This window comes from Microcoleus sp. MON1_C1 (assembly GCF_036701945.1).
In the GTDB taxonomy this organism is placed as follows: Bacteria; Cyanobacteriota; Cyanobacteriia; order Cyanobacteriales; family Microcoleaceae; genus Microcoleus.
Genome location: NZ_JAUBRO010000018.1, coordinates 29,054 through 53,720 on the forward strand (window position 1 = coordinate 29,054; position 24,667 = coordinate 53,720).

Here is a 24,667-nt window from a genome sequence, read left to right on the forward strand (position 1 = left end):
TGGCAGCAATGGCGATCGAGCAATTTCGTGCAAAAACCAGGTTTAGGCATGATTTTCTGTCTTTGTTGCTGCCAAAAGTCAGGCATTGGGCATCAACTTACGATCACCTCAAATTTGAGGCTGGTTATTATACAATAAATCTGTTAATCCTAAACATTAAGATATATAAATTATTTGGAGGGAGAAAGATGAAAATTTTGGTATTGGCATGGGAGTTTCCTCCCAGAATCGTAGGCGGTATCGCCCGCCACGTATCGGAACTATATCCAGAATTGGTGAAGCTGGGGCACGACATTCACTTAATTACAGTAGAGTTCGGCCATGCGCCGATGTACGAAGTGGTGGAAGGAATACGTGTGCATCGGGTGGTTGTGGGGCACGCCAAGGACTTTTTTCACTGGGTGGCGAACCTCAACCAAAGCATGGGCCACCAAGGCGGAAAACTGATGCTTGAGGAAGGCCCCTTTGATATCATCCACGCTCACGATTGGTTAGTGGGAGATGCGGCGATCGCCCTGAAGCATACTTTTAAAGTACCGCTAATTGCCACCATCCACGCCACGGAATACGGGCGCTTCAACGGCATCCACAACGAAGGGCAGCGCTATATTAACGCCAAGGAAAACGACCTAGCTTACAACGCTTGGCGGGTAATTGTTTGCAGCGATTATATGCGGCGGGAAGCCGAACGGGTACTATCGACTCCGTGGAACAAAATAGAGGTAATTTACAACGGAATCAGGTCGGAAAAAAAGCCCCGCTGGCACGAATTTGACGCGATGAACTTCCGCCGCCAGTTTGCGGCAGACGACGAAAAAATAGTCTATTATGTAGGAAGAATTAGCTACGAAAAAGGCATTGCTGTATTTCTGAATGCTGCACCTAAAGTAATTTGGGAAATGGGAGGTAAAGCGAAAATTGTAATTGTTGGCGGCGGCAATACAGACCATCTCAAACACTTAGCTTGGAATTTAGGAATTTGGAATAAGTGTTATTTTACTGGCTTCATGTTTGAGGAACATCTCGACAAATTCCAGACGGTGGCTGACTGCGCGGTTTTCCCGAGTCTTTACGAACCTTTTGGGATTGTAGCATTAGAAAGCTTTGCTGCAAGGGTGCCGGTGGTTGTGTCGAATGCGGGCGGACTTCCAGAGGTGGTGGTGCACAGTAAAACTGGCGTTGTTACTGAGGCAAACAATCAGGATTCTTTGGCCTGGGGAATTTTGGAGGTGCTGAAAAATCCGGGTTACGCGCGGTGGTTGGTTGACAATGCTTATGAGGATTTGGAACGCCGATTTAGTTGGCAGAAGTTGGCGATGGAAACCGAGTGGGTTTATCACCGGGTTGTGGAGGAAAGGGCTGAGGTTGATTGGTAAGAATGCTGACTGTTGACTGTTGACTGTTGACTGTTCACGGTTGACTGTGAGTAGAATATCAAGTTTTTTTGTTGCAAATATTAAGAAATTGTAACACAATGATATAGATACACTCGACCTCAGCTTGAGCGCACTCAGAAGATTTAAAGGGAATTAGCATCTTGAATATTTTTAGGGACATCGATCCCCAACCCAGACGCAGCTTGCTGACATTATTCACCGCAGGGCTGCTATTCTGGTCAAGTTTGGCTTCGCTGCTGCCAACTTTGCCGCTGTACGTTCAATTTGTGGGCGGAACAAAACAGCAAATTGGCTTTGTGATGGGTGCATTTGCGATCGGACTTTTGCTATCGAGGCCGCAATTGGGTAAAATAGCCGACAGCAGAGGGCGAAAACAAGTTTTGCTTCTAGGTGCGTCAGTCGCTGCGATCGCCCCTTTGGGCTACCTGTTAGCTCAATCTATCCCCTTACTGTTACTTATTCGCGTTTTTCACGGCATTAGTATCGCCGCTTTTACCACAGCTTACAGCGCTTTGGTAACAGATTTATCGCCGCCAGGAAAGCGGGGCGAATTAATTGGTTACATGAGCTTGGTGAATCCTATTGGTTTAGCAGTTGGGCCAGCTATTGGCGGATTTGTGCAAGCTTGGGTTGGTTATACTCCTTTGTTTGCGATGTCGGCGGCGTTCGCTGCAATGGCTGTATTTTTTACCTGCAAAATTGCCGAACCTAATTTTGCAGATTTAACACTCTCGGACTCGCTATCTGAGGACAAAAATAGCCAAAAATACTGGGAAATGCTCTGGAATCCGAGAGTGCGGATTCCGGCTTTAGTGTTATTGGTGGTTGGTTTAGTATTTGGAACTTTGAGCACTTTTATGCCTTTGTTTCTCCAAGAAACCAAGGCTAATTTGAATCCTGGATTATTTTATTCAACGGCGGCTATCGCCAGTTTCGGTATACGGTTGCTCACGGGACGGGCTTCGGACAAATACGGCCGCGGCTTGTTTATTTCTGGCGGCTTAATCTGTTATGCCGTATCTATGTTATTGTTGTATTTTGCTAACAACAGCAGTGCTTTTTTAATAGCAGCTTTGGTTGAAGGTTGCGCGGGCGGTACGGTTTTGCCGATGATGGTAACGCTGATGTCGGACAGGTGCGAACCTTATGAAAGGGGCCGCTTGTTTTCGCTTTGTATTGGCGGATTTGATTTGGGAATTGCGATTGCAGGGCCGACTTTAGGCTTTGTTGCTGAACAAGTTGGCTACAGAAATATGTTTGGTTTTGCGGCTGGACTCGCTGGCTTGGCTTTGCTGGTTTTTATTACTCTGTCGAGCAAGGGGTTGTCTCATTCGATGAAATTTGCGATCGGTCGAGGCAAAGATATTTATGCTTTGAATCAGTAAACGTACCAAATTAAAAAAGTTATGAATCTTGAATGTTGAGTTGAATTAATTTCTTAATTCACAACTCAAAACTCAAAATTCATAACTTTTAGTAGTGGGCTTGGAGGGATTCGAACCCCCGACCTCATGGTTCGTAGCCATGCACTCTATCCAACTAAGCTACAAGCCCCTGTTGAGTTGAGATTTAATCTAAAATTGATTAAGTTCTTTTCTCACAGAATCTAACAGTAACACCATTACCAAAATAATGCAAGACCTTTCCCAAACTTTTTCTAAATTGCCCGATGTGGCACAGCTAACTCACCTCGACAACAGCGGGGAAGCCCAAATGGTGGACGTTTCAGCGAAGGTGCCGACTGTGCGACAAGCTGTAGCTGCTGGCAGGGTGCGGATGTTGCCGGAGACTTTTGCAGCGATTGAAGCGGGGAATGCGCCGAAAGGTGATGTGTTGGGTACTGCAAGGCTGGCTGGAATTATGGCGGCGAAACAGACTGCACATTTGATTCCTCTGTGTCACCCTCTGCCGCTGAGTAGCGTGGAGGTGCAGGTGATGCCGGATGCTGGGTTGCCGGGGTATCAAATTCGGGCGACGGTGAAAATTAAGGCGGAAACAGGGGTGGAAATGGAGGCGCTGACGGCGGTTTCGGTGGCGGCGCTGACTTTGTACGATATGGCTAAAGGATTGGAAAAGTCGATCGCCATTGAGTCAATTCGACTGGTGAGTAAAAGTGGCGGCAAGTCTGGAGACTATGAAAATGTAGAGGCATAAGTTTCCTGCCGAAAGAGGGATGCAGCATTAAAAAAGCTGCACTTATGATTAAAATAGGCACTGAACTACTAAAATCAAGTGAAAAACTATGCCTCCTCGTTGGCCCCGCAAACCCGATCGCAATGATCCCGAGTACCGCCGCTTAGATGACCGGATGAATTTTGCTATCCACGTCGGTCTTTTTTCTGCTACCAATTCAGGTTTGTGGTTTGTTCACAATTTGCAAAAGGCTGATTGGCCTTGGGCAATTTCGGTAACGGGTGGATGGGCTCTCGTAGTTTTGGCCCACGCGATTTACCATTTTGCGATCGCCGATTATTCGCCACTCACCAAAGATTCTGGCTGAAGGCAGTTGGCGGCGATTTGTTAAGTCTTTTGATTGATAACAAATAACTTTCGGCTTTTTGATATGGCTAATACTACACAGGCGATCGAATCCTTAGCAGCCGAAATCGGCGAAAATGTCTACATTGACATTGCCAAGTGGCATTTGTATCTCAATGACGCCCACCTGCATACCGTTGTTGCCCAACAACTTTATTCAATGCTGGAAGATGGCAATTTAGATGCTGACCAAGTTGAACGAGTTTTGCAAGGAATTCCAGTCAAGTTGGGCGGCGGCAAGCGGGAAGTGCCACTGGCAGATTTAATTCCGATGCAGTGTCAAGTTCAATTGATGGATGTTCTTGAGGAATTTCAGCGCAAAATGTAAAGTAAAGGGCGGGTTTTGTACGCAGATTGTGGGCGTTGTGTCTGGTAGTTCGCCCTTAACCCGCCCCGACAATTTTATTTGCGAAAACGCCCCCGAATGCGATCGACAAACATATCAACTTCCGGCAACTTCATCTGACTGACAAACACGGCAAAAACTCCTAACCCTACAAAACTTGCCACACTCAACTGCACTAATTGAATTACCAAACCTTCAGTACCCAAAACTCTTTGACAGGCTTGCAGAGTAGCCAAGGTAACGAATGCAGTTAGAGAACTGCCAGAAGTTAACCCCAGAAAAGTCAAACTCCACTGCCCCCAAGGCAGGCCACCCAGCTTTTTATCTAATAAGTACAAAAGCATAACCATCGAAAGAAGATTCACTCCCACCGTCGCCAAAACTAATCCGGGTGCGCCAAAAGCTCCTACTAACAAATAATCTAGTAGTCCGTTCAAAAAGATATTGATAATACTGACACGAAAAGGGGTTTCTCCGTCTCCCAAAGCGTAAAATACCCGTACCACAACGTCGCGTCCCAAATACACAAACATTCCAATACTGTAAGCCATCAATATCGGCGTGACAAACTCCGACGCTGACCGATCAAAAGCATAGCGTTCGTAAACCACGCGGACGATTGGCCCAGCCAGCGTTACCATTAAAGCGCTCAGCGGCAGCATCGTAATCCCGGTCAAAACTAAAGATTGACGAATTTTATCTTTTAATTCCGGCCAGTCTTTGGGTTCGGTGAGGCGAGAAAATATCGGCAAAAATGGCACTAAAATTACATTAGAAATGATGCCTAAAGGAGTCATAACTAACAAGCCACTGTAACCCAGCGCAGAGGCAGCTTGAGGGATGTAGGATGCAAAAAATAGGTCAGTATAGACGTTAATTTGCAGCATTCCCGATGATAAGGTAGCAGGAACCATCACCTTAATTACTTCTTGCACTCCGGGGCGTTTAAAATTAAACCGCAAGCGCAATGTTCCCAGGCCCGCACGCCACTGCGCCACCAGTTGCACCAACCACTGCAAAACTGCGCCCGCTAAAGTTCCCCAAGCTAACACTAAGCCACCAATTAGTGCGTATTCTGGTTGAATAATTTTGTCTCCGAGTTGCAGTGCGAGAAACCCCAAACCGCCGACAAGTGCAACGCTGGAAAATAAAGGGCTAATCGAAGGCAACCAATACATATCGGCCGCGTTGAGAGTGCCGAAACCAATGCCGATCAAGCCTGAAAGTAATGCCATCGGCGCCATAATCCGAAATTGCTGGACGGCAATTGCTTTGATTTCTAAACCTTCTGCTGTTCTATTTAATCCCGGTGCTACCAAATCGATCAGCGGATCGGCAAAAATAATTAAAGCGACTGTTACCAACAGCAATATGCCCCCGACTAAGGTGGTGATAGTCTCGACTAAAGGTGCTGCTTCTTTTTTATCTCGGCGGGCTAAAACACTGACTATGGCGCTGTGAAAGGGCCCGTTAATGCCTCCGAGCAAAATAAATAAGAAACCGGGGATGACGTAGGCGTAGTTGTAGGCATCGACGGCGACACCGACTCCAAAGGCTGCGGCGATCGCAATTTGGCGCACCATGCCGAAGACTTTGCTAATTAGAGTGGCGAGTGCGACAATGCCGGCAATCCCTGCGAGGGAACGAGAGGGCTTCTGTAATTGGGACACAAATGGTTACAAACGCTAATGCTAAAAGGATTCACTTATTTTAATCGCGAATCGGGAGAATCATATCACGAACTCATAAAACTTCTAGGGGGAATTGCGCTTATACCGATTTTATCGATATTACTGACTTGCGGAAATTCAATAATCGATCGGGACTATTCGCCCTAACTACAAACCGCCGTTTCGTGGTATGATGCGTCAATCTACAATCTACAAATGATGAAACAAATGAGTTGATAAAAGAAGATAAATAACCTAGAGTTAATAACAGATGACTGATTGTGTTAGGTTCCAGACTTATTTAAAAAGTTCGGAGTCCGGTATTGGGTTATAGGGGGAGCATTTCAATGAAAGCAGCCCAGCTAGAAATTGGAGTTGGGAGGCAGGAAGAAAGAGGAAGAAGCAAGGAGCCAGAAGAAGTGCTTTTACAAATATGAGATGCTCCCCGTTAGAGGTTCTATCTAAAATCTAAAATCTAAAATCTAAAATCTAATGAGTGGCTTAATTTACAAATATCCTCCTCTTTTACCCGGAATTCTCATCAAACGTTACAAGCGATTTTTTGCCGAAATAGAACTAGATTCGGGAGAAATAATCACCGCGCACTGTCCGAATACTGGCCCGATGACTGGTGTTTACATTCCGGGCAATCCAGTGCTAGTATCTGCCAGCGACAATCCTAAACGCAAGTTAGCTTATACTTGGGAATTAATTAAAGTTTGCGACACTGTGCCAACTTGGGTGGGAGTTAATACTGGGCTGCCAAATCGAGTAGTTAAATTAGCTTTGGAGTTAAAATTGTTTCCCCAGTTGGGCAATTACAGTTTAATTCAACCGGAGGTTGTTTATGGTACTGATAAAAAAAGTAGAGTGGATTTTTGGCTGACTGGTGAGGAAAAACCGATTTTTCTGGAAGTGAAAAATACAACTTGGGTAAAAGAGGAGTTGGCTCTATTTCCCGATACAGTGACGGAGAGAGGACAGAAACATTTGAGAGAATTGATAGAAGTGGTACGGCAGGGTTCGAGGGCTGTAATGCTGTATTTTATTAATCGCGGAGATTGTACAGATTTTGCTCCTGGGGATAGTGCCGATCGCCTTTACGGAGAATGGTTCAGACAGGCTATGAGTGAAGGTGTCGAAGTTTTGCCTTGTCGGTTTGACGTGACGCCGGAAGGGATTCGCTATTTGGGGTTAGCAAAACTGGATCTACTAACCCTAAATGATTAGTTTAAATTGCCTGCATTTCTCGATCGACCTCGACACCAGCGACACCCGGTACGCTTCTTAGTCCTTCTAGCTTCGATTGAGAAACTTCTCCAGTAATGATGCCAGTAACAGCTAGCACCTGTTCCACTTTCATTCCCGCCGATTGTAACGCAGTCACAACAGATTGAATTACCGATAAGTTTTGGTCATCAACAGTTACTATGATGCGCTCTACTTGTTCATCAGACATATTCAGCCTCCTTTGGGCTAAATCCATTGAGCTATTGTCCCTACTGTATAGTTCAATTCAGTGAATTATGTTTGTAGAAGGAGGTTTCTGAACACAGATAACCTCCTTCTACCGATAGGAAGTGCTCCCTAATTTCGATCGCTGTCGTGATTACGGAGCTTGTAGCAACCCACTTCCGACACGAGCATTTGGTAATGGTAGTGCCATAGCACGGGAAGTTAGCAATTGCCAAAGTTGAGAACCTCGTTTACCAGTCCATTGGGCATACAGAGCAGCGAGCCCAGCTACGTGAGGGGTAGCCATGCTGGTGCCATTGAAAGCATCATAACGCCCTTGATTCACAGGCACTGATGAGTATACTTCCACTCCTGGAGCGGCAATATTAACTTTAGCCCCTAGAGATCCGCCAGAGGTAGCCGAGAACGTAGCCACTTGGAGGCATTGATCGACGGCTGCAACAGCCATAATCGACGGGCTATTCGCTGGTTGTCCGACTTTTCCGGTTGGCCCGTTGTTGCCCGCGGCTGCCACGATGAGACACCCATTTTCGAGTGCCCGACGGCCCACAGTTTCGTAGGCAGTAGACGGTGTTGGAGTCTCGTTTCCTAAGGACATCGAGATCACTTGACACCCGTTGACGATCGCCCATTCCATCGCAGCGAGAATCCAGGCACTAGCGCCGCTACCAGCATTGCTCAACACTTTACCGACATAAATGGTCGATTCGTAAGCGATCCCGTACCGCCGGCCGTTCAGATCCTTGAACCCGCACGCTGTCCCAATGCAGTGGGTACCGTGACCGTTCTCATCTTGTACGTCCTCCCCAGGCACGAAGGACTTCGATACGATCGATCGGCCTACGAAGTCGGGATGTAATAGATCCATCCCCGTATCCAGCACCGCAACTTTCATTCCTTTACCAGTCAAGACAGAGTTCATGACCTTCGTTGCCTTCAGACCCCAAGTAGATTCGATATCATCAGCAAAACATCCTTGTTTGTTGATTCCTTCTACCTCTGTAGTAGTGGCTTTCTCGTACAGGTTATTCACCGCATCGCGATAGCCGCGCAAATAGTCTAGGGACAATCCATCGCCAATGGCGTAGAAAGTGCGCTCGGGTTCGATCGCCAGGATGGCGGAATCCTCTCCCGCTGATGTCATAATGCTGCTGAAAGCCCCTTCCTCTAGGGAGACGACAGCCACGCCGAGAGTTGGGAACACCGCTCCTCCTGCTGCTGAAATTTGGCCCAAGTCTAAAGCAGATTCCGGGAAATCGGCAGCATTTGCCAGTCCTCTGATACCAGCTTGGTCGCTCAAGAGGTCTAACCCTTCTCTCACCGCATCATCGCGGAAAGTAACAATGTAACGCCCTGTTGTTTCATCGCCCCGGGCAGTTCCTGGGATGGGAAAACTAGGTTGTTCAGACATAAAATACCTCTTATTGAGTGTTGGACGGTTTGACTGTGATGAGCAATCTCTCACAGCTTTCCTGACATTGATTCCTATTCAGGTTTAATTGCCGAAATTAAGCTGTCTTGCTCCTGATGAAACCCCGTATTTTTTTGTTAAGTCAATTAGCTTTGGATAATGGGTTTAGTTGCAAAAGAGAGTTATTTAATCCCAAGGCTGTTTCATTTTCCAAATCTAAGCTTGCAAAAGCAACTGACAAAACTGACTTAATCTGATTGCGGCGAAATTCTCATTTGTAGGACTTACGCTGCATTCCTTCAATTTTGACACTATGTGTACTTGTATGGTGCGCCGCAGAGCACCCTAAAAGTACAGTCTTTGCATAAGTCGTATAATAACAGTCGCTAGCTGTTAGTTACCAGTCGCATAATCGAGTGACTTGCATAATTTTTATTTTTGTGTTAATCGAAGTAGAGGCTCTTGTAGAGATTAGTGGCGGAAAATAAAGTGATAGTTAATCGATTTTAGATTTTAGATTGAAGAAAGCGACCCCAAGGATTTATCCGGGGGCTTGTACCGTGGTTGTTTTCAGCCCGGACAAAATTTTACTATTAAATCCGCAAAATATAAATTTCTACATTGGAGGCGAGCGCGCTTATTGGAAAAATGCGATCGCTTTCAACACCTAGCCCTGTAAAAAAACCCTCACCTAGGCGTTTCTTAATCTTGAATACAAACAATCCTAATCCTGCAACAGCAAGGGCAGCAATATTGCTGGGTTCCGGCACTGCTTCGGCAATACTGAGAGAATTGATGCCCAAAGCCTGAGCTCCCTCAGAACTGCTATAGACGAGTCGCGAAATGTTGGCAGTATCGCTGCGAACTCCGAGAAACTGTGCTGAATTATCTAGTGCTAATGAGGATGTTCCTGGTGTTGAAAAACTGCCTAACAAATTATTATTACTGTCAAATGCCGAGATCGATGCAGTGAATAAAAATGTATCATCTACCGCTATTTGCGTCCCGGCGGCCGCTACGGGGCGATCGAAGGTAATCGTTAGCGGGCCTGGGTTTCCCAGCGCTGGCGGCGGGCCTGGCCTTAAACCTGTAAACAAAATGAAATCGCCGCTGGCAAAGTTGGTGGGAATGCCTGGTGAAGGCAAGGTTTGAAAAAGTAAAGGAGGCGTCACTCCTGGAGTTGTAGCCGGGGGAATATTGACATTAATTCCGATTCCTTGTTCCGAGGTGACTGAGAAGGAGTTGGGCAATACTTTAAACGGCGGCTGGATTGGCCCTAAAATCGACCAATCAACGCGATCTGTACCTCCCAAGGCCGCGCGATCGCTCAAGAATGTAAGATTAACAGCTTCAACCGGCGGTGCTCATAGGATTAGCAGAGGGTCGATCGCAGTTCCCGCAGCGGATATTTTCAGCGATCGGGTTTTTGGGGCGATCGCTGCGAATTCCGAAGTGCGATCGCTTTGTAATAGCTGCACTTTGAAAGGTTGAACTTTTTCGCCACTCCTAGTAATTTCTCCCTTCGACTTTTCGATAAAATATTACAAAATTTTGCTCATGCCCCAACTGAATGTTTAAATTAAGTTACCGTCCAATATACTTTACATTTTGATAATTCACTCTAATTATTTAACAACACATAACATTACGCATAATTTCGTAAGGTGGGGATTTGCCGCCCTACAATTGATGTTCAATGCAATTGAAAATTGCTATAAAGCTGGACAGTTTCCTAAAGTTGGAAGTACATCCCAGACATTTTCCTGCCTCAGTATCTTGGGTAACAGGGAATGTTTCGCTTACAATACACTTGTAGCATCTAATAAAAAAGAGCGATCGCACTATGGGAATGACTCTGACCGAAAAAATATTAGCCAAAGCATCAGGCCGCACTAAAGTCGAGCCCGGAGAAAATATCTGGGTAGAAACAGATGTATTAATGACCCACGATGTCTGCGGGCCCGGCACCATCGGCGTTTTCAAACGCGAATTCGGTGAGAATGCTAAAGTCTGGAACCCAGACAAAATCGTCCTCATTCCCGACCACTACATTTTCACCAACGACGAACGCGCTAACCGCAACGTCGATATTCTCCGCGATTTTGCCAAAGAACAAGGGATAAAATACTTTTACGACATCACGGATCGATCGGACTTCAAAGCAAATCCCGACTACAAAGGAGTTTGCCACATCGCGCTAGCACAAGAAGGCCACACCCGGCCCGGCGAAGTGCTCTTCGGCACCGATTCCCACACCTGCAATGCCGGCGCTTTCGGACAATTTGCCACCGGTATCGGCAATACAGACGCGGCTTTTATCATGGGAACCGGCAAACTGTTAATCAAAGTTCCCGCAACTATGCGCTTTGTGTTCAACGGTGAACTGCCGGATTATTTGTTAGCAAAAGATCTGATTTTGCAGATTATTGGTGATATTAGCGTGGCCGGTGCTAACTACCGGACAATGGAATTTGCGGGCGATACAGTTGAGCGTTTGACGATGGAAGAACGGATGACGCTGTGCAATATGGTGATTGAAGCTGGCGGTAAAAACGGCACGGTTGCGCCCGACAAAACTACGTTTGATTACGTTACTTCTCGGACTGACAAACCCTTCGATTCATTTTACAGCGATGGGGATGCTAAATTTTATAGCGATCGCACCTACGATGTCAGCAAATTAGAACCAGTCGTCGCCAAACCGCACTCTCCCGACAACCGCGACTTAGCCCGCAACTGCCGCGATGTCAAGATCGATCGAGTTTACATCGGTTCCTGCACCGGCGGCAAAACCTCCGACTTTCTGAATGCCGCCCGCATTTTGAAAGGAAATCAAGTCAAAGTTCCGACTTATTTAGTACCAGCAACTCAGAAAGTTTACGAAGATTTGTTTGTCACAAAATACGAAGGTCAAACGCTTTCGGAAATCTTCTTAGCTGCAGGCTGCATCGAACCCGCAGCGCCTTCTTGCGCCGCTTGTTTGGGTGGCCCGAAAGACACTTTTGGGCGGATGAACGAACCAGAAATTTGTGTATCTACAACTAACCGCAATTTCCCCGGCCGCATGGGGAATAAAGAAGCGCAAGTTTATCTGGCTTCGCCTTATACGGCGGCGGCTTCTGCCTTGACTGGGTATGTCACCGATCCGCGCGAATTCCTGTGTTAGAAAGTAGGTGATGTAAGGTGCTCTGCGGCGCACCCGGAGGCCCCTGGAAGGTGCGCCGCAGATTACCCTACGAGATGAATGTAAGGTGTTCTTCGGCGCACCCGCAAAAATGAGTGTAAAATGACCTATAAAAAAGTAGGATGACGATATTAATGCCAAACTATCGCCGATTTTAGCTTCCTGGTGTAAGTTTATTCCTAACGCTTGTTACCTACAATCGTACACCGCTATTTTCCGAGTCAGAAAATGTCTGGCGACTCCGCAATGCTGTAGGGGCGATTAAATCAGAATAACCTTTTGAAATTATTGGGCCGTTGTAATGCCAGACTACATTCATTTTTTGTGAAAATTACCTCCTAATCATACTCCCTATCCCAAGCATATTGGAGAGATAAAAGTTATATTTACACAATCTTTGCGAGGTCAAGGAACTTGGGTTCAAAATATGTCATTTTCTGGTTTCCAGAGTCTAGAAAGTGATGTTTGATATCGGCGCTTTTGGGGATATCCTATTTGCCAACAAGATGATTGTGAACGGCATTTAAACGATATTCACTACAATCATGTTAAGTACAATTTAATTTATTGTCCGCATTTGTGGTATTATTTTAGCTTTAGCTTCTGGTTAAAAAAGATGTTTATTCAGTTGGTTGGTGCTGCTGTCGTTCTGGCAGAAATCCAAAAATACCAAATTTTGATGCCATTTCCTATAGACTAAGAGAATACATTCACAGGGCTTACGTAAAAATTGGTTTGACAGGCTACTTATAGCGGTAAGGTGCGCCGCAGAGCGCAACCCTATCATTGTGTAAGGTGTGCACTGCTTGAATTGACAGGAGATTTGCTTTGAAGACACTATTTTTGGCTTGGCAAAGCCCGCGCAGCGGTTCTTGGTTTCCGATTGGTCGATTGACATTTAACGGTAAAGAATATCAGTTCAATTATACAAATGGTGTTCTAGAAGCTAAACTTAAGTGCGGGTTTCAGCCCTTGCCATCTTTCCCAAATTTCAATAATGTTTACACTTCAGAGAAAGTGTTTTCATTGTTTTCTAATCGAGTGATGTCGCGATCGCGCCCTGACTACCCTGAATTTGTACAGTGGTTGAATATCTCTGAACACGAACATGACCCAATTGCTTTATTGGCGCGCAGCGGAGGCAAACGGGCAACTGATAAATTTGAGGTGTTCCCTTGTCCCGAACCAGATGAAAATGGACGTTACTGTATCCATTTTTTTGCGGATGGACTGCGATACCTATCAAAGTCGGCAATTGAACGGATTAATCGGCTTCAAGTGGGCGAATTTTTGTACTTAGCCCACGAATTTCAAAATCCGGGCGTTTCCCGTCTCCTTCTGTGTACTAAAGATCACTGGATTGTCGGCTATTGTCAGCGCTATCTTGTGGAGGATATTTTTGAAATTATGTCGCAGCACCCAGAAGTGGTTCGCGTAGAAGTCGATCGCCTCAATCAACCCCCAGCGCCGCTACAGTTTCGCTTGCTGTGCAAGATTACCGTCGATTGGCGAGACTTTCGCCCCTTCTCCAGTGCGATGTACCAGTCGGTTAGCAGTGATATTTTAGCTGCAAGTGCGATCGGATAATCAGCCACAATAAGTAAAATTATCATCACAAAGTTAGGGAAGAACCCAAGTTAATTATTGTGAATTCCTTTGACGCACTCGGGAATAAAATTGCTCTAGAATTAGAAAGAGACTGGGTTTGTTGAATTGTTTATAATTGTATGATTCATCGAACCACTTACGAAACCCGGTTTCTCGATCGCACAACTCGATAAAATTGCAAGTATTCGGTAAATAAACGTGATGATTACAATCGTGATGGGAGTCTCAGGTTCTGGCAAAACTACTGTTGGCAAGTTGCTGGCGCAATCTCTCAACTGGGATTTCCGCGATGCGGACGATTTTCACCCATCAGCTAATATCGAGAAAATGAGTCGCGGCCTTCCTTTAGAAGATGCGGATCGCCTTCCTTGGCTATTACAATTGCAAGCGGCAATAGACAGGTGGCTGTTAGAAAATCAAAATGTGGTTTTGGCTTGTTCTGCTTTAAAAGCATCTTACCGCGAAATGCTCTGCCGCGACCAACAGGGGGTGAAAATTGTTTATCTCAAATGTTCTTTTCAGATATTGGCAGCCCGGTTAACAAGTCGCGAAAATCACTACATGAAAGCAGACTTGTTGTTAAGTCAGTTAGACACTCTCGAAGAACCAGAAGATGCAATTATCATAGATGCTTCGCAACCGCTAGAGGTAATCTTGCGCCAAATTAGAAATCATCTGAAGTGCGGTTAATGGCTCACAATAAAACCTCTCATACCAAATCTGGCTTAAATACCTGTTTATTTTTTAGTCCCTGTCAGCTAGGACGAGAGTTTGTATAGTAGGGATTCCAAACGCCGAGTCTTATCGACGCTTTTTAACGGAGGTTTAGTATAAGAATTATTTTTTTTCAGCTCCCGGGTTTCTGAAACAAATTTAGTTCCCTCTCCGTTTCCGGGGGAGAGGTGTGGCGTGCTAATGTTTGTACAAATACAAGAAAGCTTCTACTTCAGCAGCGGTTGGTTGAGCTTTAATTGCCCCGGGTTTCATCGCTGTCATCGAACCTACCGCATTCGCATAAGTTACAACTTTTTTTGTTATTTCTGGATCGGCTAAACTCTTAATTCCCACCTTGCACAATTGGCTGACAAAACCAGCCAAAAATGCGTCGCCGGCACCATTTGTATCCTCAACATCTACTTTAAATGCGGGGATTTTTCCTTCATTTTCCGACATACAATAGGCGCAACCTTTCTCGCCCGCAGTCACCAAAACGCCTTCTACGGAATCGAGGCGGTAGGTAATAGCTCCAGCGTCGCTAGTGTCAAACAACCATTCGGCTTCTTCCTCAGATAACTTGACAAAATCAACTTTTTTTAATAGTTTTCTAATGTGCGCTTTTGCTTCGTCTGGATTGGACCAAAACACCGGACGCCAATTGATGTCAAGTATAATTTTAACGTCGTACTGTTCTGCTAGTTCGATCGCTCGGGCGATCGCCTCTCGACTCTCAGGATAAGCTAATTCTAAAGTGCCTAGCACTAAAAAATCCGCATTTTCAAACAGCACCTGGGGTAGTTGTGCCGCGAGGAGGTGGGTGTCGGCAAAATCCGCAGTATCGAATTCGCCAAAACCGGCAAAAGATCGATCGCCCGCTTCATTCCGCAAGACATAAACTTGCCGCGTCGGCCCACTCGGATGGCGCTGCACTCCAGCGATATCAACCCCTACTTCTTGCAATACCTCCACTAGGGAATCCCCCAATTCATCCTCACCTACAGCACCGATAAATCCCGCCGCCGTCCCCAATTTAACCAAAGCACAGGCAACATTAGCAGGAGCACCACCGGGATATGCCGTCCAAGATTCTACCTCTTCGAGAGATACTCCTGGTTGATCTGCTAAACAATCAAATAAAACTTCACCCAGACACAGAACGCGAGGATAAGTCATAGAAATTTGAGATTTGAGATTTGAGATTTTAGACCAGCAGTAGACAGGTCAATAATGATTTTTAACCCATCCCAGAAAAATTGCAAGATATTTTTTTATGGCTGCTCCTATAATATCAGACTTATTGATACTGGCAGTTACTCGCTCAACGCACTGCAGTGCGGGCGTATGAGTTGTTTTACGTGAAAACATCTGCGGGTTTGACCCGGATGTCAGATGGGGGTAGGTAAAGGCAGCATCCGCCACCAGGCGCACAAGCAGTGCAAGTGGCTGTACGTCTTGCTGTGTCAGCGCGGGGTTGACACTCCTGGCGATTCTGCAAGCGAGTTGGTGCTTCGGGCCCGAAAGAGTAGCACAGCAAATTTAATTTTCTCTTCATACTCGATCCCTCATCCTTTAGAATTGTAGATAGGTAAATATGCAGACATAGGAAAAGTTTATGAGTGGGATTGTCTCTGGGACCCCTGTCACCCTGTCGGACAGAGAATTGCAAGTGGTAGAGTTAGTAGCGGCCGGATTGACTAATGAGAAAATCGCCGAAAAGTTAGAGATTAGCAAGCGTACTGTTGACAACCACATTAGCAATATCTTGAACAAGACGCGCGCTGACAATCGAGTTACGCTTGTACGCTGGGCGTTGCAGTGGGGAAAGGTATGTTTGGACAATATTAACTGCTGCCCTTTACCGCGGCCGATCGATAAAGAAGTATCTTAAGTAGGGGATCAGGTTGGGTACAGGCAAAGAAATGATGCAAACGGCACAAGAAAAACAACTCCGCTATCAAATTCAAAGCCCTGGATTGCCGCTGGCGGTGTATCGCGAAGTGGCGGTCCATTTGCGTCAAGTTGAAGGGGTGCAAACCGGTTTAATTCCGCAGCAGTCGCAGCGGTTTGATTACGGCGACAGCCAAATTGGGGGTTTGTGGATACAGTATCCTGAAGGGTTCGATTTGGCAGGTCGCCAGCGGGTCGATCGCATTTTGGCTTATTATGGCGATCGTTACGGAGCGTGGGAATTATTAAGTCATTAGTTATTGGGAATTGTTAACTGTTGAATGTTGACTGTTAACTAATAACTAAGAACTAATGACTAATTACTAATGACAACTGCCAACTGACAACTGACTAACAAAATGAGTGCAATTAAAACTTTACCGGGAACGCGGGATATTTTGCCCGCTGAAATTCAATATTGGCAAAATATAGAAGAAGTCGCTAGAACCATTTTAAAAAAAGCGGCTTATCGAGAAATTCGGACGCCTATTTTTGAACAGACATCTTTATTTGAACGCGGCATCGGCGAAGCTACCGATGTTGTGGGCAAAGAAATGTACACTTTTAAGGATAAGGGCGATCGCTCGACTACTTTGCGTCCAGAAGGCACCGCCGGAGTAGTCCGAGCTTTTATTCAAAATAGTTTGTACGCAGCAGGAGACGTGCAGCGTCTGTGGTATGCTGGGCCGATGTTTCGCTACGAACGCGCGCAAGAAGGAAGACAGCGGCAGTTCAATCAAATTGGCGTGGAAGTCTTGGGGAGTGCGAATCCTCGTGCGGATGTCGAAGTAATTGCGATCGCCTGCGACATCCTGCAAACCCTCGGTTTAAAAAATTTGCGCCTCGATATTAATTCTGTCGGAAATAAGGAAGACCGACAAAATTACCGACAAGCTTTGATCGATTATTTTACACCGCACAAAGACGAATTAGACGCGGATTCTCAAGATCGCTTGACTCGCAATCCGCTGCGGATATTGGACAGCAAAAATCAGCGTACTCAAGAAATTGTAGCTGGTGCGCCTAGCATTTTAGAATATTTGGGAGAGGAATCGCGCTCGCACTTCGAGCAAGTGCAGCTTATGCTCACAAATTTAGGAATTAGCTATCAGTTAAATCCCAGATTAGTGCGCGGTTTAGATTACTATACCTACACCGCATTTGAAATTATATCCGACGATTTGGGAGCGCAAGCAACAGTTTGCGGAGGCGGTCGCTACGACGGTTTAGTCAAGGAATTGGGCGGCCCAGATACGGCGGCAGTCGGTTGGGCAATGGGTATAGAACGGTTGATTATCCTGCTGCAAAAGTTGCAACCTTTGCCCGTGCCGAAGTTGGATTTTTATTTGGTATCCAGGGGCGAGAAAGCTGAACAGCAATCGGTATTGTTAGCTCAAAAATTGCGAAGTGCGGGGTTTAGTGTAGAGATAGATTTGAGTGCTAGTGCTTTCGGGAAACAGTTTAAAAGAGCTGACAGAAGCGGTGCAGTTGGGTGTTTAGTTTTGGGAGATGCGGAAGCTGAAAACGAGACGGTACAATTGAAGTGGTTGGCGAGTGGTGAACAAAGTGCGATCGCGCAATCGGAACTACTAGCAATGACAAACGAGCTACAGCAGAAAATTAACAACCCTTAAAACTCTCGGTTCCTCGTTACCAGGCTCTGCCCGGTAACGCATATCCAGAGGCTCTGCCTCGTCATTAAGCCATTAACATTAATCCCAAAAACCAAGAGATATAACTTAAGCATTAAAACATTTAACCTCTGATAAACTATGTCTGTAGCAGCTAAAAACCTAGAAACAAAACTCACAATCACCTGGCCGCTACTACCAGAAGATTTTCAACTACCAGACGACCCCGTGGAAGACGAAAGCCAACCATTATTAGCAGCAGCTTTGCGCCAGCCGCTAACAGGATTTCCTGAATTAATGCAGGATGCCTTAATTGTTTCCAACTTTGCCTTGTGTGCCGGAATTAGTTTCCCAGGTTCAACCAGCGACGAACAGCGTATTATCTGCAAAGCGCCCGATTGGATGTACGTGAAACCCGTCAATCCAAAAAATATTTCTCAAGTACGCCGTAGTTACACGCCACACACAGAAGGAACCATCCCCCAAATTGTGATGGAATTTCTTTCAGAAACCTATGGAGAAGAATACTCCGTTGAATTTACCTCGCGGGTGGGAAAGTGGTATTTTTACGAGCAAGTAATCAAAGTTCCCAGATACGTCATATTTCGAGCAAAAACAGCTCATTTAGAAGTTTACGCTTTAGAATCATATCACTACAACTTGCAAAAACCTGATGAAAACGGACGTTATTGGATACCGGGATTAGACTTATTTTTAGGAGTTTGGGAAGGAACTCACGAAGGGAGAACAGGCTGTTGGTTGAGATGGTGGGATGCAGAAGGCGAGTTGTTGCTGTGGTCGGAAGAACGAGCCGATCGCGAACGACTGCGCGCTGAAAAATTGGCCGAAAAACTGCGTCAAGCTGGAATCGAGTTAGATGATGAAGAGTGAAATATCAATTGATGAGTCGAGTTCGATCGGGTTTTGGTATGATGACACTCTTGTGGTGCGGGCATCCAGCCCGCCCTTGGCTAACTTTACACTCCTATGTTAATCGAACGTCTCCAGCCGATCGCCTGGACAAAAAAACCGCGACTCATATCCTTATTTTCTGGTTGCGGCGGCATGGATTTGCCATTCCACCAAGCCGGATTTGAGGTAGTTTGGGCGATCGACTCCAATCAATACGCCTGCAAAACATTCAGGAGAAACATCGCCGATGTCATCATCAACGACAGTATAGAAAATATAGACATTGCACAAGTTCCCGAAGCGGAAATATGTATAGGAGGGTTCCCCTGTCAAGATTTCTCCCTAATTTGGAAACGTCCGGGACTTGAAGGAACCAGAGGCAATTTATATACATACTTTCTCGATTTTGTCAATAAAAAAAAGCCCAAAGCTTTTGTAGCAGAAAATGTCAAAGGCTTATTAAGTGCAAATAATTATCAAGCAATAAAACAAATAATTTCTGACTTTGAAAGTATCGCTCCAGGCTACTTAGTTAAACCTAAACTTTACAACTTTGCTGATTACGGAGTTCCCCAATTTCGCCAAAGAGTGTTATTAGTTGGCATTCGGATGGATACAGGATTTAACTTTGTGCATCCTCAGCCAGAATACGGTCAAGATCGCAAAAATCCTTATCGAACTGCGGGCGAAGCACTCAAAAATGTGGAAGCAGTTCTTGACAATAACAAACATCATAAAATTCAAGCCCGCACCGTTGAAATTTTAAATCGAATTAAACCGGGAGGCAATTTCTCTGATATTCCCAAGGATAGTCCATACTATGTCAAAGGCATGATCAGTCACGTTTATCGGCGAATTCATCCAGATAAACCATCCTCGACAATCATTGCTGGTGGAGGTGGCGGAACTTGGGGTTATCATTATTTAGAACCGCGTTCTTTGACAAATCGTGAAAGAGCAAGATTGCAAACATTTCCAGATGATTTTGTTTTTGAAGGTTCTACTACTGAAGTGCGGCGGCAGATTGGCAATGCAGTGCCGCCGCAGGGAATCGCTGCTGTTGTGGAGTCTTTGATTCCGTTATTTAAGGGGGATTATCCCCAAGTTAATTTATATGAAATGAGTAAAAACTTGCAGGGGATGTCTATTCAAGAACGATTAAAATGGGCTGAATACGAGGGATTCGAGCAGAGTTTGCAGTTAATTTGAAATGGGGCGGTAGATAGGAAGCTTAAGATTAGCTTTTTATTGGTTTATGCTTAAATAAAATACATCAGGATGGAAAGTCAATGATCAAGTTTGATCTAGGTCACTACACCGATTTTAAATTGACCAGCAACTCAACTATTCCCGAGCAATTACAGCAAACACTTCAGACGGTTTGGGACAGAAAATATGACGATTTATACGAACGAGGTGGAAAGTGCAATGTAGAAGAAGCTTTTGTAGAAGTAATGACAGCCTTTGGAATGCCTAATGATGAAATATCCCATCAGCGATACGTCTATATGGCTTATGGAATAGCATTAGCAGCTAAACCGACCATTAAACATTACTTTCCTGAAGAACACAAAGCTGATATCGTTGAAGCAATTGTATCTTGTTGGCTTAAGGATGGCTGTGAAATCCCAGAAACTTGGGCTGATACCTTGTTTCCTAATATCAACAAAATTGGAAAATATCAAGCTAGTAACGAAGCTTATAATATCTTCTACGGCTTGCTGCAAACACTCAACACCAAAACAGCCTATAAGGCAATTTTGGATATTTTGTATGATGCCATTACCGGGGATGCAATTTCTGGTTTTGCTGCGGCTCAACGAGATATGTTTAATTGGTGGTTGATCGAGGTGGTTCCTGCTGCTTATTGTTTAAAGCTACCATCTACTTTATATTCGGGAAAATGGGAATTTCCGCCGCTGAGTCAGTGCGCTTAAGTGATGACAAAAGTAATTGGAAAAGAGTGCGTGTTGCTGATTTTAGTTAACTTAAGGCACCGTGAAACCTTTGAGCGATCCCACTTTTTCCTCCTCCCTCAACCCCTTACACTGCACCAAAACCCCAAAACCCCCCAAACCCATCGGATCGATCAACTGATGCAAAGCCTCCCGTCGGCGCAAAAACGTGGCCAAATCCAATACTTCCGCATCATTTGTAGACAGAGAAGCAATACGATCGCCCAAACCCAACGCCATCAAAAACAAAGCCTGCTGAGTAAACCCTACCACATCTAAACCGCACAATTCACCCTGCCTTTCCAGCGCCGTAAAATCAACATGAGCCGTTAAATCCTGCCGCCCCACATTAATATAAGGATTGCTGTGATATCGGTGGCGATAATAACACTGTAGTGTCCCCTCGCTGCGCCTCGGATTATAATAGCGGTGCGCCGGATAACCGTAATCAATAGTTAACAAATATCCCCGCTGCAACTTTTGAGCAACTGTACTCATCCAGTCCAAAGCCGCCAAATTCACCTCACTGCGATAACCATTCCCATAAACGCTCGCCGACAAATCGAGTCCCACCAAATCAAAATATTCAGCAATTTTAGGCGTGGAAACTTCGCCAACTACCTCAACAAATTTTATTTCTTCTAGCTCATTTTTGGGGGTTTCTGCGGCAACGTAAATCTCCCTAACTTGCCCTTCTTCCAGAATAAATTGATGCACTGGAAAAGCATCCACTAACTCGTTAGAAAAGAAACACCCGACAATTGAATTATTAATTATCTCATCCCACTTGCACCACTTAACGCACTTGATATCACTTAAGCTTTGGCGTTGTTCCGCTTGAAGTCTTGGCGAAATTTCAACAATTATGTATGTTAAATTTTTAAATAAGTCGGGATGTTGCCGTTGCAGATATTCCAGCACATTAGCTGCAAAAGTTCCCCGCCCAGCGCCCATTTCTACGATCGCGAAATTGAAAGGGCGATCGAGAAATTCCCACATTTCCACAAACTGCTCTGCCAAAACCTCCGCAAAATCAGCACCCCAATGAGGCGACGTGATAAAGTCGCCTTGTTTGCCGATCGACGGGCGATCGCTATTATAATATCCGTGCTGCGGATGATATAATGCCAAATCCATATATTCAGCAAAAGTAATACGCTGCTGGGGACTGGCGGCAATTCTTTCGCAGATTAAAGCGCAGAGTTCCCAGTTGCTGTCATTGATATCTGATTGCTGAACTTTCATAATTTATCCAATCAAAGTTGATGTTATTTCATTTGTGAAGGAGAGATTTTTTTTTATTAACCGCAGAGGGCGCAGAGGGCACAGAGGAAGAGAGAAGAGAGAAACAAGGTACATTTTAGCGACGTTAACACCCAAATTAATCGATATCTATCCGCGTTTATCTGCTGTTAAAAAAAAATCAACCCGGTTCCAGAAAAAAACCGGGTTAAATTCTCAGATAAAAACCGACAAAATCTACCTATCAACCGAGCCCATAATAATGTCGATACTACCCAAAATTGCCACCAAATCGGCAATCTTCACACCGCGCACAATGTGAGGCAAAATCTGCAAATTATTAAAATCCGCAGTCCGAATCTTCCAGCGCCAGGGAAACACAGTATCATCCCCGATAATATAAATCCCCAACTCACCCTTGCCGCTTTCAACGCGGACATAATGTTCGCCCTTGGGAATCTTAAAAGTCGGCGCAACTTTTTTGCCAATAAACTGATAGTCAAAACCATTCCATTCAGATTTTGGCCCGCTTTCTAAGCGCTTGGCTTCCAAATTCTCGTAAGATCCACCGGGGAGTCCTTTCAAGGCTTGATAGATAATCTTAACCGACTCGCGCATCTCCCGAATCCGCACCACATACCGGGCCAAACAATCGCCAGCAGCTTCGGTACAAACTTCCCAGTCGAAGTCATCGTAACATTCGTAATGGTCAACTTTCCGCAAATCCCACTTAACGCCGGAAGCGCGCAACATGGGGCCGGAAAGTCCCCAGTTAATCGCTTCTTCGCGAGAAATAGTACCCAGGCCTTCAATCCGGCGGCGGAAGATTGGGTTGTTGGTAATTAAACGTTCGTACTCGTCAATTTTGGGAACGAAATAATCGCAGTAATCTTGGCACTTATCTACCCAACCGTAGGGCAAATCTGCGGCAACTCCGCCGATGCGGAAATAGTTATTGTTCACCATGCGATAACCTGTGGCTGCTTCCCACAAGTCTAAAATCATCTCGCGATCGCGCATAGTATAGAAAAAAGGAGTTTGCGCCCCCACGTCCGCCAAAAACGGCCCCAACCACAACAAATGGTTAGCAATCCGGTTCAACTCCAGCATGATTACGCGAATGTAACTCGCCCGTCTGGGGACAGCAATATTCGCCAACTTTTCCGGTGCATTGACTGTCACCGCTTCGTTAAACATCCCCTCGGCATAGTCCCAGCGGCTCACGTAGGGCACGTACATCACGTTGGTGCGATTTTCGGCAATTTTTTCCATCCCCCGGTGCAGATAGCCCAAAACTGGCTCGCAGTCCACCACATCTTCCCCGTCCAGGGTGACAATTAACCGGAGTACCCCGTGCATGGAAGGGTGGTGCGGCCCCATGTTGAGCACCATCGGTTCGGTTCTAGTCTCAATTCTTGACATAATTAAATGAATTAATGATTACTGACTATTGTTGATTTTTGTTTGGCTGTTATAGATTATGAAGGATATCGAGCTCTGTGAGAAGGATACCCCTGGATCGGATGTCAGTATTGACACCTATCACGTTCCTGTTTTGGGTCAAGAATTAATTGCGGGTTTGGCTGTGCGTCCTGGCGGCCGCTATTTGGACGCGACGCTTGGGGGCGGCGGACACACGAGTTTGATTTTAGCGGCGGCGCCAGATGTTACAGTGGTGGCGATCGACCGCGATGAACAAGCCATCCGTTTTTGCCAAGCCAGATTTGCAAACTCGCCCGTTGAGTTTTGGCACGGCAACTTTGCTGAATATCAGTCCTCAGAAGCCGAATTTGATGGTATCATAGCAGACTTGGGCGTCAGCTCTGCTCAGTTCGATACACCGGAACGAGGATTTAGTTTTCGCCACCCAGCTCAACTAGATATGCGTATGAACCAGCAGCAATCTTTGACGGCAGAAGAGATTATCAACCACTGGGAAGAAGTTAAACTAGCAGATATTATTTACAAGTACGGCGAGGAGCGGCTGTCGCGGCGCATCGCGAGGCGGATTGTGCAAGGGCGTCCTTTTCAAACTACAACAGAACTTGCAGGGGCGATCGCCTCCAGCTTCCCCCCCAAGCAGCGCAACGGCAGAATCCATCCGGCCACCCGCACCTTCCAAGCTTTAAGGATAGCTGTCAACTCCGAACTCGCTTCTTTAGAAACTTTCCTCCACCAAGCGCCAGGGTGGTTAAAACCAGGTGGGAGAATCGGAATCATTACATTTCACAGTCTGGAAGACCGACCAGTCAAGCACCAACTCAGAGGAACACCCAATTTGCAGGTACTGACAAAAAAGCCGATCGGGCCACAATCCGAAGAAGTAGCTAGAAATCCCCGCTCTCGTTCTGCTAAGCTCAGACTGGCAGAAAGATTAACTTGATTCGGCAGTCGTAGTAATATGCTTGCTGCAAAAAGTTCAGAGATTAGGGAGACTTGAATGCAGCAATCAAGTGCGATTCGGCAAAGATGTAGGGAATAGCGCCAACAACCCACCACTAACCCTCCGGGTACAGTGCGGTCTGAAATACAGCCGGTGTTGACCAGACTTAGGTAGCCATACCTGCGTTAGTAGTAAGTGTTAAAATTCACACCGAGGACAGTGCCCAGCTAGTTAAGAACTCTGCAATCAG

Annotated in this window: 25 protein-coding genes and 1 tRNA gene; 17 read left to right on the plus strand and 9 right to left on the minus strand. The window is 45.7% G+C overall.

The genetic code is table 11. From position 1 onward, the window contains the following. Nucleotides 1-188 precede the first annotated feature (188 nt). The gene (locus QUA62_RS12380) at nt 189-1,376 is read left to right on the plus strand and encodes a glycosyltransferase family 4 protein (protein ID WP_190661880.1); all 1,188 of its coding nucleotides are present in this window, start codon (nt 189-191) and stop codon (nt 1,374-1,376) included. Between the two features lie 161 nt (nt 1,377-1,537). Next, complete coding sequence (locus QUA62_RS12385; protein ID WP_333404319.1) at nt 1,538-2,782, plus strand: MFS transporter; 1,245 nt, start codon at nt 1,538-1,540, stop codon at nt 2,780-2,782. 95 nt (nt 2,783-2,877) lie between these two features. On the opposite strand, the gene QUA62_RS12390 is transcribed toward QUA62_RS12385, so the two are convergent. Beyond that, nucleotides 2,878-2,951: transfer RNA gene (locus QUA62_RS12390), tRNA-Arg, on the minus strand. A 78-nt stretch (nt 2,952-3,029) separates the two neighbouring features. On the opposite strand from QUA62_RS12390, the gene moaC reads away from it, so the two are divergent. The 3 genes from moaC to QUA62_RS12405 all read left to right on the plus strand — a co-directional run bounded on the left by moaC (nt 3,030) and on the right by QUA62_RS12405 (nt 4,263). Then, nucleotides 3,030-3,551, plus strand: a complete 522-nt coding sequence (moaC, locus tag QUA62_RS12395; RefSeq protein WP_333077685.1) for a cyclic pyranopterin monophosphate synthase MoaC — start codon at nt 3,030-3,032, stop codon at nt 3,549-3,551. 88 nt (nt 3,552-3,639) lie between these two features. After that, on the plus strand, nt 3,640-3,897 hold the full coding sequence (locus QUA62_RS12400; protein WP_006633890.1) for a 2TM domain-containing protein: 258 nt from the start codon (nt 3,640-3,642) through the stop codon (nt 3,895-3,897). 63 nt (nt 3,898-3,960) lie between these two features. Continuing rightward, nucleotides 3,961-4,263, plus strand: a complete 303-nt coding sequence (locus QUA62_RS12405) for a DUF3181 family protein (protein WP_333219336.1) — start codon at nt 3,961-3,963, stop codon at nt 4,261-4,263. Nucleotides 4,264-4,337: 74 nt separating this feature from the next. Here QUA62_RS12405 and murJ read toward each other — a convergent pair whose 3' ends face one another. Beyond that, complete coding sequence (murJ, locus tag QUA62_RS12410) at nt 4,338-5,951, minus strand: murein biosynthesis integral membrane protein MurJ (RefSeq protein WP_333404321.1); 1,614 nt, start codon at nt 5,949-5,951, stop codon at nt 4,338-4,340. 492 nt (nt 5,952-6,443) lie between these two features. Between murJ and sfsA the strand changes: the two genes are divergently transcribed. Further along, nucleotides 6,444-7,181, plus strand: a complete 738-nt coding sequence (sfsA, locus tag QUA62_RS12415; protein ID WP_333404323.1) for a DNA/RNA nuclease SfsA — start codon at nt 6,444-6,446, stop codon at nt 7,179-7,181. A 1-nt stretch (nt 7,182) separates the two neighbouring features. On the opposite strand, the gene QUA62_RS12420 is transcribed toward sfsA, so the two are convergent. The 3 genes from QUA62_RS12420 to QUA62_RS12430 form a co-directional block, all read right to left on the minus strand. Next, on the minus strand, nt 7,183-7,410 hold the full coding sequence (locus QUA62_RS12420; RefSeq protein ID WP_190661868.1) for a ketohydroxyglutarate aldolase: 228 nt from the start codon (nt 7,408-7,410) through the stop codon (nt 7,183-7,185). Between the two features lie 150 nt (nt 7,411-7,560). Further along, nucleotides 7,561-8,838, minus strand: coding sequence for a S8 family serine peptidase (locus QUA62_RS12425; RefSeq protein WP_333404325.1), 1,278 nt, complete (start codon nt 8,836-8,838; stop codon nt 7,561-7,563). 593 nt (nt 8,839-9,431) lie between these two features. Beyond that, on the minus strand, nt 9,432-10,010 hold the full coding sequence (locus QUA62_RS12430; RefSeq protein ID WP_333404327.1) for a PEP-CTERM sorting domain-containing protein: 579 nt from the start codon (nt 10,008-10,010) through the stop codon (nt 9,432-9,434). Between the two features lie 25 nt (nt 10,011-10,035). On the opposite strand from QUA62_RS12430, the gene QUA62_RS12435 reads away from it, so the two are divergent. From QUA62_RS12435 to QUA62_RS12450, 4 genes are all read left to right on the plus strand, one after another. After that, nucleotides 10,036-10,329: a hypothetical protein gene (locus QUA62_RS12435; RefSeq protein ID WP_333404329.1), complete on the plus strand. Its 294-nt coding sequence runs from the start codon at nt 10,036-10,038 to the stop codon at nt 10,327-10,329. 352 nt (nt 10,330-10,681) lie between these two features. Beyond that, nucleotides 10,682-12,004, plus strand: coding sequence for a 3-isopropylmalate dehydratase large subunit (locus QUA62_RS12440; protein WP_333077709.1), 1,323 nt, complete (start codon nt 10,682-10,684; stop codon nt 12,002-12,004). Nucleotides 12,005-12,850: 846 nt separating this feature from the next. Then, complete coding sequence (locus tag QUA62_RS12445; protein ID WP_333404331.1) at nt 12,851-13,609, plus strand: DNA-binding protein; 759 nt, start codon at nt 12,851-12,853, stop codon at nt 13,607-13,609. A 222-nt stretch (nt 13,610-13,831) separates the two neighbouring features. Next, nucleotides 13,832-14,320, plus strand: a complete 489-nt coding sequence (locus QUA62_RS12450; RefSeq protein WP_190661941.1) for a gluconokinase — start codon at nt 13,832-13,834, stop codon at nt 14,318-14,320. Nucleotides 14,321-14,542: 222 nt separating this feature from the next. On the opposite strand, the gene QUA62_RS12455 is transcribed toward QUA62_RS12450, so the two are convergent. After that, entirely contained in the window at nt 14,543-15,520 is a 978-nt protein-coding gene (locus tag QUA62_RS12455; RefSeq protein WP_333404333.1) for a carbohydrate kinase, read from the minus strand. A gap of 178 nt (nt 15,521-15,698) precedes the next feature. Continuing rightward, the gene (locus QUA62_RS12460; RefSeq protein ID WP_333404335.1) at nt 15,699-15,899 is read right to left on the minus strand and encodes a hypothetical protein; all 201 of its coding nucleotides are present in this window, start codon (nt 15,897-15,899) and stop codon (nt 15,699-15,701) included. A 60-nt stretch (nt 15,900-15,959) separates the two neighbouring features. On the opposite strand from QUA62_RS12460, the gene QUA62_RS12465 reads away from it, so the two are divergent. The 6 genes from QUA62_RS12465 to QUA62_RS12490 all read left to right on the plus strand — a co-directional run bounded on the left by QUA62_RS12465 (nt 15,960) and on the right by QUA62_RS12490 (nt 20,774). After that, nucleotides 15,960-16,235 (plus strand): photosynthetic electron transport-dependent transcriptional regulator PedR, encoded by a 276-nt coding sequence (locus tag QUA62_RS12465; RefSeq protein ID WP_006633901.1) that lies wholly within the window; start codon nt 15,960-15,962, stop codon nt 16,233-16,235. 34 nt (nt 16,236-16,269) lie between these two features. Next, entirely contained in the window at nt 16,270-16,551 is a 282-nt protein-coding gene (locus tag QUA62_RS12470; RefSeq protein ID WP_190661939.1) for a hypothetical protein, read from the plus strand. Nucleotides 16,552-16,653: 102 nt separating this feature from the next. Continuing rightward, nucleotides 16,654-17,928, plus strand: a complete 1,275-nt coding sequence (gene hisS / locus QUA62_RS12475; protein WP_333404337.1) for a histidine--tRNA ligase — start codon at nt 16,654-16,656, stop codon at nt 17,926-17,928. 138 nt (nt 17,929-18,066) lie between these two features. Further along, complete coding sequence (locus QUA62_RS12480; RefSeq protein ID WP_333404339.1) at nt 18,067-18,816, plus strand: Uma2 family endonuclease; 750 nt, start codon at nt 18,067-18,069, stop codon at nt 18,814-18,816. 96 nt (nt 18,817-18,912) lie between these two features. Then, nucleotides 18,913-20,046 (plus strand): DNA cytosine methyltransferase, encoded by a 1,134-nt coding sequence (locus QUA62_RS12485; RefSeq protein WP_333404341.1) that lies wholly within the window; start codon nt 18,913-18,915, stop codon nt 20,044-20,046. Between the two features lie 80 nt (nt 20,047-20,126). Continuing rightward, a complete protein-coding gene (locus tag QUA62_RS12490) occupies nt 20,127-20,774 on the plus strand; it encodes a hypothetical protein (protein WP_333404343.1) in 648 nt (215 codons plus the stop codon). A 51-nt stretch (nt 20,775-20,825) separates the two neighbouring features. On the opposite strand, the gene QUA62_RS12495 is transcribed toward QUA62_RS12490, so the two are convergent. Together QUA62_RS12495 and QUA62_RS12500 are read right to left on the minus strand one after the other, a co-directional pair. Next, the gene (locus QUA62_RS12495) at nt 20,826-22,037 is read right to left on the minus strand and encodes a class I SAM-dependent methyltransferase (RefSeq protein ID WP_333404345.1); all 1,212 of its coding nucleotides are present in this window, start codon (nt 22,035-22,037) and stop codon (nt 20,826-20,828) included. 234 nt (nt 22,038-22,271) lie between these two features. Next, nucleotides 22,272-23,456 carry an NAD(P)H-quinone oxidoreductase subunit H gene (locus QUA62_RS12500; RefSeq protein ID WP_006633911.1) on the minus strand — a complete coding sequence of 395 codons (1,185 nt, stop codon included), beginning with the start codon at nt 23,454-23,456 and terminating at the stop codon, nt 22,272-22,274. A gap of 58 nt (nt 23,457-23,514) precedes the next feature. On the opposite strand from QUA62_RS12500, the gene rsmH reads away from it, so the two are divergent. After that, the gene (rsmH, locus tag QUA62_RS12505) at nt 23,515-24,417 is read left to right on the plus strand and encodes a 16S rRNA (cytosine(1402)-N(4))-methyltransferase RsmH (protein ID WP_333216744.1); all 903 of its coding nucleotides are present in this window, start codon (nt 23,515-23,517) and stop codon (nt 24,415-24,417) included. The last annotated feature ends 250 nt before the right edge of the window (nt 24,418-24,667 follow it).

What these genes read in the sequence shown, in the direction of transcription:
- QUA62_RS12380 (WP_190661880.1), top strand. Translation starts at nt 189, where the DNA reads ATGAAAATTTTGGTATTGGCATGGGAGTTTCCTCCCAGAATCGTAGGC.
- moaC (WP_333077685.1), top strand. Translation starts at nt 3,030, where the DNA reads ATGCAAGACCTTTCCCAAACTTTTTCTAAATTGCCCGATGTGGCACAG.
- QUA62_RS12400 (WP_006633890.1), top strand. Translation starts at nt 3,640, where the DNA reads ATGCCTCCTCGTTGGCCCCGCAAACCCGATCGCAATGATCCCGAGTAC.
- QUA62_RS12405 (WP_333219336.1), top strand. Translation starts at nt 3,961, where the DNA reads ATGGCTAATACTACACAGGCGATCGAATCCTTAGCAGCCGAAATCGGC.
- sfsA (WP_333404323.1), top strand. Translation starts at nt 6,444, where the DNA reads ATGAGTGGCTTAATTTACAAATATCCTCCTCTTTTACCCGGAATTCTC.
- QUA62_RS12420 (WP_190661868.1), bottom strand. Translation starts at nt 7,410, where the DNA reads ATGTCTGATGAACAAGTAGAGCGCATCATAGTAACTGTTGATGACCAA.
- QUA62_RS12425 (WP_333404325.1), bottom strand. Translation starts at nt 8,838, where the DNA reads ATGTCTGAACAACCTAGTTTTCCCATCCCAGGAACTGCCCGGGGCGAT.
- QUA62_RS12440 (WP_333077709.1), top strand. Translation starts at nt 10,682, where the DNA reads ATGGGAATGACTCTGACCGAAAAAATATTAGCCAAAGCATCAGGCCGC.
- QUA62_RS12450 (WP_190661941.1), top strand. Translation starts at nt 13,832, where the DNA reads ATGATTACAATCGTGATGGGAGTCTCAGGTTCTGGCAAAACTACTGTT.
- QUA62_RS12455 (WP_333404333.1), bottom strand. Translation starts at nt 15,520, where the DNA reads ATGACTTATCCTCGCGTTCTGTGTCTGGGTGAAGTTTTATTTGATTGT.
- QUA62_RS12460 (WP_333404335.1), bottom strand. Translation starts at nt 15,899, where the DNA reads ATGAAGAGAAAATTAAATTTGCTGTGCTACTCTTTCGGGCCCGAAGCA.
- QUA62_RS12465 (WP_006633901.1), top strand. Translation starts at nt 15,960, where the DNA reads ATGAGTGGGATTGTCTCTGGGACCCCTGTCACCCTGTCGGACAGAGAA.
- QUA62_RS12470 (WP_190661939.1), top strand. Translation starts at nt 16,270, where the DNA reads ATGCAAACGGCACAAGAAAAACAACTCCGCTATCAAATTCAAAGCCCT.
- hisS (WP_333404337.1), top strand. Translation starts at nt 16,654, where the DNA reads ATGAGTGCAATTAAAACTTTACCGGGAACGCGGGATATTTTGCCCGCT.
- QUA62_RS12480 (WP_333404339.1), top strand. Translation starts at nt 18,067, where the DNA reads ATGTCTGTAGCAGCTAAAAACCTAGAAACAAAACTCACAATCACCTGG.
- QUA62_RS12485 (WP_333404341.1), top strand. Translation starts at nt 18,913, where the DNA reads ATGTTAATCGAACGTCTCCAGCCGATCGCCTGGACAAAAAAACCGCGA.
- QUA62_RS12490 (WP_333404343.1), top strand. Translation starts at nt 20,127, where the DNA reads ATGATCAAGTTTGATCTAGGTCACTACACCGATTTTAAATTGACCAGC.
- QUA62_RS12495 (WP_333404345.1), bottom strand. Translation starts at nt 22,037, where the DNA reads ATGAAAGTTCAGCAATCAGATATCAATGACAGCAACTGGGAACTCTGC.
- QUA62_RS12500 (WP_006633911.1), bottom strand. Translation starts at nt 23,456, where the DNA reads ATGTCAAGAATTGAGACTAGAACCGAACCGATGGTGCTCAACATGGGG.
- rsmH (WP_333216744.1), top strand. Translation starts at nt 23,515, where the DNA reads ATGAAGGATATCGAGCTCTGTGAGAAGGATACCCCTGGATCGGATGTC.